2 pseudogenes are annotated in these 1,404 nt (G+C 51.1%); both read left to right on the top strand.

From position 1 onward, the window contains the following. Positions 1-988 (top strand): annotated as a pseudogene (locus BG74_RS11345) (DEAD/DEAH box helicase); the annotation flags it as partial. A gap of 71 nt (positions 989-1,059) precedes the next feature. After that, positions 1,060-1,243, top strand: a pseudogene (locus tag BG74_RS19030) (guanosine-5'-triphosphate,3'-diphosphate pyrophosphatase); the annotation flags it as partial. Positions 1,244-1,404 lie beyond the last annotated feature (161 nt).

Genomic DNA, 1,404 nt, shown 5'->3' on the forward strand with positions numbered 1-1,404 from the left:
GCTGAGGGACATCAAACCAATCAGCCAAGCCACGCGCGCTGATTATGGCGCCCACCCGCGAGCTGGCAGCGGTGCAAATCCATTCCGAACACCGAACTATTAGCCCAAGCAACCAGCCCTGAAAATAGGGCTGGCCTACGGAGGCTATGGTTATGATAAACAGCTGAAAGTGCTGGAAGCCGGAGTCGATATCTTGGTAGGCACCACTGGCAGGATGATTGATTACACCAAACAGAGTTAAGTCGATATATGCGCTATACAGGTGGTGGTTCTGGACGAGGCTAATCGGATGTTCGACCTCGGTTTCATCAAAGATATCCGCTGGCTGTTCCACCGTATGCCCGCCACCGCTGAACAGCTGAAAATACTGTTTTTCGCCACCCTTTCCTACTGAGTTACGCGAGCTGACATTCGAATATATTAAGTAACGCCGAGTATATCGAAGTAGTGGAGCCGCTGCAGAAAATAGGCCATCGCATACAAGAAGAGCTGTTTTATCGTTCCTAACGAAGAAAAAATGCGGCTGCTGCAAACCCTAGTTGAGGAAGAGTGGCCAGAGATCGGTGTATCATTTTCGCCAATACCAAGCACAGTTGCGAGGATATCTGGTGCCACCTGACCGCTGACGGTCATCGCGTAGGACTTCTGACAGAAAATATCTCACAAAAGCGGTGCCTGCGCATCCTCTAGAATAGTTTATCCAGGATGCTCTGGATATTCTAGTGGCGACGAACGTTGCCGCGTGCGGACTACATATTCCCTCCGTGGCCTACGTACTCAATTGTGATCTGCCCGAAGACTGCGAAGATTACGTCCACCATATCGGCCATGTCGACAAGAGCGGTTGTTCCATTAGCCTGGCGTGTGAAGAATATGCGTTGAATCTTACCGCAATAGAAAGATATATTGATATTATATCCCATTCAGTAAATATAACAGTGACGCGCTGCTGACTGATCTGCCCGCGCCAAAACGGTTGACCCCGCCATCGCACCGGCAGTGGATTCCCTCCGCAACGGCGGGGCGTGCCATAACTGTAAACGTCCGGGCTAAACATAGATGATAAGTTCCTTCTCACTTTATGCCGCCATTGACTTAGGCTCCAACAGCTTTCATATGTTAGTGATGCGTGAGGTGGCCGGTACCCTCCAGACGCTAGCGCATATCAAGCGTAAAGTGCGTCTGGTCCGCTAGGCTTAACGGCGATCACCGGCTTCCCGGCGATGCTATACAGCAGGGTTGGTAGTTCTTGCTCCTGTCGCATGGCCACTAACTCGGTGGAATTTCTCGGCGTCGGTCAGTGATATTCTGAGCTGCCCTATCTAGGTCATTTCAGGCGAATAAGAAGCCAGCTTATCCATCATGGCGGACACCCACACGAGCAGCGGATCCAATGAGCGTAGT

Origin of the sequence: Sodalis-like endosymbiont of Proechinophthirus fluctus (assembly GCF_001602625.1) — a bacterium.
Lineage (GTDB): Bacteria > Pseudomonadota > Gammaproteobacteria > Enterobacterales > Enterobacteriaceae.